At 70.3% G+C, this 5,370-nt stretch carries 5 protein-coding genes; 3 read left to right on the forward strand and 2 right to left on the reverse strand.

Translation table 11 applies throughout. From position 1 onward, the window contains the following. Together AC2W7G_RS08640 and AC2W7G_RS08645 are read left to right on the forward strand one after the other, a co-directional pair. A partial coding sequence (locus AC2W7G_RS08640; RefSeq protein WP_485868075.1) for an isochorismatase family protein occupies positions 1 to 150 on the forward strand: 150 nt, incomplete at its 5' end. A gap of 319 nt (positions 151 to 469) precedes the next feature. Continuing rightward, the gene (locus AC2W7G_RS08645; protein ID WP_485868071.1) at positions 470 to 1,252 is read left to right on the forward strand and encodes a hypothetical protein; all 783 of its coding nucleotides are present in this window, start codon (positions 470 to 472) and stop codon (positions 1,250 to 1,252) included. A gap of 168 nt (positions 1,253 to 1,420) precedes the next feature. Here the strand turns inward: AC2W7G_RS08645 and typA are convergent, their stop codons facing one another. Further along, complete coding sequence (gene typA, locus AC2W7G_RS08650) at positions 1,421 to 3,283, reverse strand: translational GTPase TypA (protein ID WP_485868072.1); 1,863 nt, start codon at positions 3,281 to 3,283, stop codon at positions 1,421 to 1,423. A gap of 203 nt (positions 3,284 to 3,486) precedes the next feature. Between typA and AC2W7G_RS08655 the strand changes: the two genes are divergently transcribed. Next, on the forward strand, positions 3,487 to 5,052 hold the full coding sequence (locus tag AC2W7G_RS08655; RefSeq protein WP_485868073.1) for a DHA2 family efflux MFS transporter permease subunit: 1,566 nt from the start codon (positions 3,487 to 3,489) through the stop codon (positions 5,050 to 5,052). 59 nt (positions 5,053 to 5,111) lie between these two features. Here AC2W7G_RS08655 and AC2W7G_RS08660 read toward each other — a convergent pair. Then, positions 5,112 to 5,370 (reverse strand): hypothetical protein (locus AC2W7G_RS08660; RefSeq protein WP_485868074.1); only part of this gene is annotated, 259 nt, incomplete at its 5' end.

Consider the following 5,370-nt stretch of genomic DNA (forward strand, 5'->3'; position numbering starts at 1 on the left):
CTCGCCGCGGCCGACGCGGGCTGCTGGGTGCGCGTGGCCTCCGACGCCTGCGCCGGCGTGACCCCGGCCGACCACCAGCGCGCCCTCGACGCCATGGCGATGTTCCCGCCCCAGCTGACGATCACCACGACCGAGTCCCTCCTCGCCTAGCCCTCAGTGATGGGCTAGCTGGACGGTGAGTTGTGGTCGCTTTTCTGGATCGGGCGGTGACTTGTGGTCGCTTTCTCGGCCGGAACTGACCACAGCTCACCGCTGACCGCTGGACGTCCACAGGTCGCCACGACAGGACTCCCCTCGCGGATGGTCGGCGTGAGTACCTGGACCGATGACGAAGCCGGTTCCACCTGCCCTTCTGCGCGGTCCATTCACGCGCCGGGAGGCGCAGGACGCGGGTGCCTCCACCTCTCTCCTGCGCGGAAGCCGGTTCGTCCGGGTGCACCCGACGGTCTGGGTGCACCGGAACCACACCATGACCGGCCTGGACCACCTCGTCGCCGCGGCCAAGGCGATGCCGAAGCGGGCCGTGCTGAGCCACGCGTCCAGGCTGTTGGCACTCGGTCTGGAGGTGGCGCCGTCCCGCCCCGTCCACTTCACCGTCCAAGGGGACCTGCACCTGGCACTCGACGGCATCGTCCTGCACCGCACCGAGGTGCTTCCTCCACGCGACGAGGAGGGTGTGACCCCGGCGGCGGCGCTCGTGCAGTGCGCCGCGTCCCTGCCTCTCGCCAGCACTGTCGCGGCCGCCGACTGGCTCGTCCACCGCGACCACACCACGGTCGAGGAGCTCGTCGCGACGGCTCGCTTGCACCGGTGGCGGCCCGGAGCGCGGCAGACGTTGCGGGTGGTGCACCTCGTCGACGGACGGTCGCGTTCCATGCCCGAGTCGTGGCTGCGTCTCCGTCTGCGCGCCGCGGGTCTCCCGGCAGGAGTGCCGAACGGACCGGTGATGCTGGGCGGCGAGCGACTCGCCACCGGTGACCTCGTCCTGGACGAGTACCACCTGGTCCTGGAGTACGAGGGCCGCCAGCACGCCGAGGACGCGTACCAGTTCGGCGTCGACATCGAGCGATACCGACGTCTACGGCGCGCGGGGTGGGGATACCTCCAGGTCGTCGCGGCCGACCTGCAGCGTCCTCGAGCGCTGGTCCAACGCGTCCACGACGAGCTGCGCCGGCGGGGCTACGACGGACCTCCGCCCCACTTCGGCACGGCCTGGGCTGCGCTCGACCGTCCCATCCGTGCGGAGCGGTGAGGTGTGGTCACTTTTCGCCCCGAAAGTGACCAGCACTCACCACCGTTGTTGCAGGAGTGACCACAACTCACCGCTCTGACCACCCCACAGCACAGCCCCCCACGACGCACGAGCCCGCCGCTCCCCGAGGGGAACGGCGGGCTCGCGGCTCGCGTACGGGCGAGGGGCTCAGCGCTTGCGGGCGGTGCGGGCGCGCTCGCCGGCGTCCAGCACGACCTTGCGGATGCGCACGGCGGTCGGCGTGACCTCGACGCACTCGTCCTCGCGGCAGAACTCCAGGCACTGCTCGAGCGACAGCTTCTTCGGCGGGATCAGCTTCTCGAAGTTGTCCGACGTCGCCGAGCGGATGTTGGTCTGCTTCTTCTCCTTGGTGATGTTGACGTTCATGTCGTCGTCGCGGCTGTTCTCGCCGACGATCATGCCCTCGTACACCTCGGTGGTCGGCTCGACGAACATCGTGCCGCGCTCCTGCAGGCTGGTCATCGCGTACGCGGTGGCCGCGCCGGCGCGGTCGGCCACGAGCGAGCCGCTCGGACGCGTGTTGATCTCGCCGAACCACGGCTCGTAGCCCTCGAACACGTGGTGCGCCATGCCGGTGCCGTGCGTGTCGGTGAGGAACTCCGTGCGGAAGCCGATGAGGCCGCGCGACGGCACGACGAACTCCATGCGGACCCAGCCGGTGCCGTGGTTGACCATCTGCTCCATGCGGCCCTTGCGGACGGCCAGCAGCTGGGTGATGGCGCCCAGGTACTCCTCGGGGGCGTCGATCGTCAGGCGCTCGATCGGCTCGTGCAGCTTGCCGTCGATCTGCTTGGTGACCACCTGCGGCTTGCCCACGGTCAGCTCGTAGCCCTCGCGACGCATCTGCTCGACCAGGATGGCCAGCGCCAGCTCGCCGCGGCCCTGCACCTCCCAGGCGTCCGGACGGTCGGTGGGCAGGACGCGCAGCGACACGTTGCCGATGAGCTCGGAGTCGAGGCGGTCCTTGACCAGGCGGGCGGTGACCTTCGTGCCCTTCTCGCGGCCGGCGAGCGGGGACGTGTTGGTGCCGATCGTCATCGAGATGGCCGGCTCGTCGACGTGGATGAGCGGCAGCGCGACCGGGTTCTCCGGGTCGGCCAGCGTCTCGCCGATCATGATGTCGGCCATGCCCGCGACGGCCACGATGTCGCCGGGGCCGGCCTTCTCGCCGGGCTTGCGCTCGAGCGCCTCGGTGATGAGCAGCTCGGTGATCTTGACGTTCTGCACCGAGCCGTCGCGCTTCATCCACGCCACCTGCTGGCCCTTGCGCAGCTCGCCCTCCTCGACGCGGACCAGGGCCAGGCGGCCGAGGAACGGCGAGGAGTCGAGGTTGGTGACGTGCGCCTGCAGCGGCGCGCCCTCGGTGTACTCGGGGGCCGGGACGTGCTCGAGGATCGTCTTGAACAGCGGCTCGAGGTTGTCGTTCTCGGGCAGCGTGCCGTCCTCGGGCTGCTCGACCGACGCCCGGCCGGCCTTGCCCGAGGCGTAGACGACCGGGAAGTCGAGCGCGTCGTCGCTGGCCTCGTCGCCGAGCAGGTCGAGGAAGAGGTCGTAGGTCTCGTCGACGACCTCGGCGATGCGCGCGTCGGGACGGTCGACCTTGTTGACGACCAGGATGACCGGCATCTTCGCGGCGAGCGCCTTGCGCAGCACGAAGCGGGTCTGGGGCAGCGGGCCCTCGGAGGCGTCCACGAGCAGGACGACCGCGTCGACCATCGACAGGCCGCGCTCGACCTCGCCACCGAAGTCGGCGTGGCCGGGGGTGTCGATGATGTTGATGGTGACGCCGCCGTCGGAGCCGGGGCCCTCGTAGCGCACCGCGGTGTTCTTCGCGAGGATCGTGATGCCCTTCTCGCGCTCCAGGTCGCCGGAGTCCATGACCCGCTCGGTCACTTCCTGGTGGGACTGGTAGGCGCCCTGCTGCTGGAGCATGGCGTCGACGAGCGTGGTCTTGCCGTGGTCGACGTGGGCGACGATCGCGACGTTGCGCAGGTCGGAGCGAGTGGGCATGCGGGTGGACGTCCTTGCGTGGGGAGTGGTTCCTCGACTGAGGGCCGGAGCAAGTCTACGGGATGGCGCCGCGTGCTCGTGGGTCGCCGGCCCCGGGAATACCTGGACGTTCACCGATGTTCACCGCCCTGTCAGTGCCCTGCAGTAGCCTGACGCGCCCGTGGTCACCATCGCGGGAGACCGTCCAGCCCCAGGAAGTACCTATGACCAGTCCTGTCGCGCCCGCCGCCGACGACGACAAGATCACCCCGGAGATCCTCAAGGTCGCCGGCGTCGTCGTCCTCGGCGCCATCATGTCCATCCTCGACATCACCGTCGTGAACGTGGCCCTGCCGACGTTCCAGAAGGAGTTCGAGGTCGCCGAGCTGTCCACCGTCGCGTGGACCGTCACCGGCTACACGCTCGCCCTCGCCGCGGTCATCCCGCTGACCGGCTGGGCCGCCGACCGCTTCGGCACCAAGCGCCTCTACATGACCGCGCTCGCCCTGTTCACCCTCGGCTCGGCCGCCTGCGCCGCGGCCTGGAGCATCGAGTCGCTGGTCGCGTTCCGCGTGATCCAGGGCCTGGGCGGCGGCATGCTGATGCCGCTGGGCATGACGATCATGACCCGCGCCGCCGGCCCGCACCGCATGGGCCGGCTCATGGCCATCCTCGGCATCCCGATGCTGCTCGGCCCGATCATGGGCCCGATCCTCGGTGGCTGGCTGATCGACGCCGCCTCGTGGCACTGGGTGTTCCTCATCAACCTGCCCATCGGCATCGTGGCGCTGGTCTACGCGTTCATGATCCTGCCCAAGGACGACACCGAGCCGAGCGAGTCCTTCGACCTCGTCGGCGTGCTGCTGATGTCGCCGGGCCTGGCGCTGTTCCTCTACGGCGTCTCGTCCATCCCCGAGACCGGCACCGTCGCGTCCACGCGGGTGCTGCTGCCCGGCCTCGTCGGCCTGGCGCTGATCGTCGCGTTCGTCTTCTACTCGTTCAAGCCGAAGCACCCGCTGCTCGACCTGCGCCTGTTCAAGGACCGCAACCTGACGCTGGCCACCATCGTGATGTTCCTGTTCACGCTGGCCTTCTTCGGAGCGCTGCTGCTCGTGCCGACCTACTTCCAGCAGATCCGCGGCGAGTCGGTGCTCAAGGCCGGCCTGCTCGTGGCCCCGCAGGGCATCGGCGCGATGCTGACGATGCCGATCGCCGGCACCCTGGCCGACCGCCTGCCGGTCGGGCGCATCGTGCCGTTCGGCTTCGTGGGCATCATCGTGGGCATGTTCGGCCTGACGCAGAGCGCCGAGGTCGACACGCCGTACGTCCAGGTCATGGCCTGGCTGTTCGTCATGGGCCTGGGCATGGGCGCGACGATGATGCCGGTCTTCACCTCCGCGCTGCGCACGCTCGGTGCCCACGAGGTGGCCCGCGGCTCGACGCTCATCAACGTCATCCAGCAGGTCGGCAGCTCGATCGGCGTGGCGCTGATGACCGTCGTCCTGACCAACCAGATCAAGGCCTCGGACGCCGCGTCGGCGCTCGGCGCCACGTTCCGGGCCGAGGCGCAGGGCGAGCAGCCGCCCGCCGGCGCCCTCGAGGTCGCGCAGCGCCTGGGTGACGCGTTCGTCCCGACGGGTCTGCGCGAGTGGGCCGACGCGTTCTCGACCACCTACTGGGTTGCGGCGCTGATCCTGGTCGCGACGCTGATCCCGGTCGCGTTCCTGCCCCGCAAGCGCGAGGCGGCGCTGGACGACCAGGGCGGCCAGGCGCCGGTCATGATGCACTGACCGTCACCCGACGGACGAAGGCCCCCACCGCGATCGGTGGGGGCCTTCGTGCGTCCGGGTCAGTGGTCGAGCAGGACGGTGCGCAGGTCGAGGCGGCGCAGCAGGTGGTCGACGACCTCGGGATCGGTGCCGACCTCGTTGCGGGCGCGCAGGATCTCGGTGCGGGCGGCCTCCAGCGCGACCTTCTCGACCGCCTGCAGGGCGGACCGGGTCTCGCGGGTGCTGCGGCGCAGCTCGTCGACGTCGTCGGCGTCGGCGTCCAGGACGCGTTCGAGGCCGGACAGCGGCGGCCGAGCACCGGCGCTGCTCGACGGTGAG

Source organism: Aeromicrobium sp. PFPM2_SD2 (assembly GCF_057364525.1).

Excerpts from the sequence above, each read along its gene's own strand:
- AC2W7G_RS08655 (WP_485868073.1), top strand. The coding sequence starts at position 3,487 with ATGACCAGTCCTGTCGCGCCCGCCGCCGACGACGACAAGATCACCCCG.
- AC2W7G_RS08645 (WP_485868071.1), top strand. The coding sequence starts at position 470 with ATGACCGGCCTGGACCACCTCGTCGCCGCGGCCAAGGCGATGCCGAAG.
- typA (WP_485868072.1), bottom strand. The coding sequence starts at position 3,283 with ATGCCCACTCGCTCCGACCTGCGCAACGTCGCGATCGTCGCCCACGTC.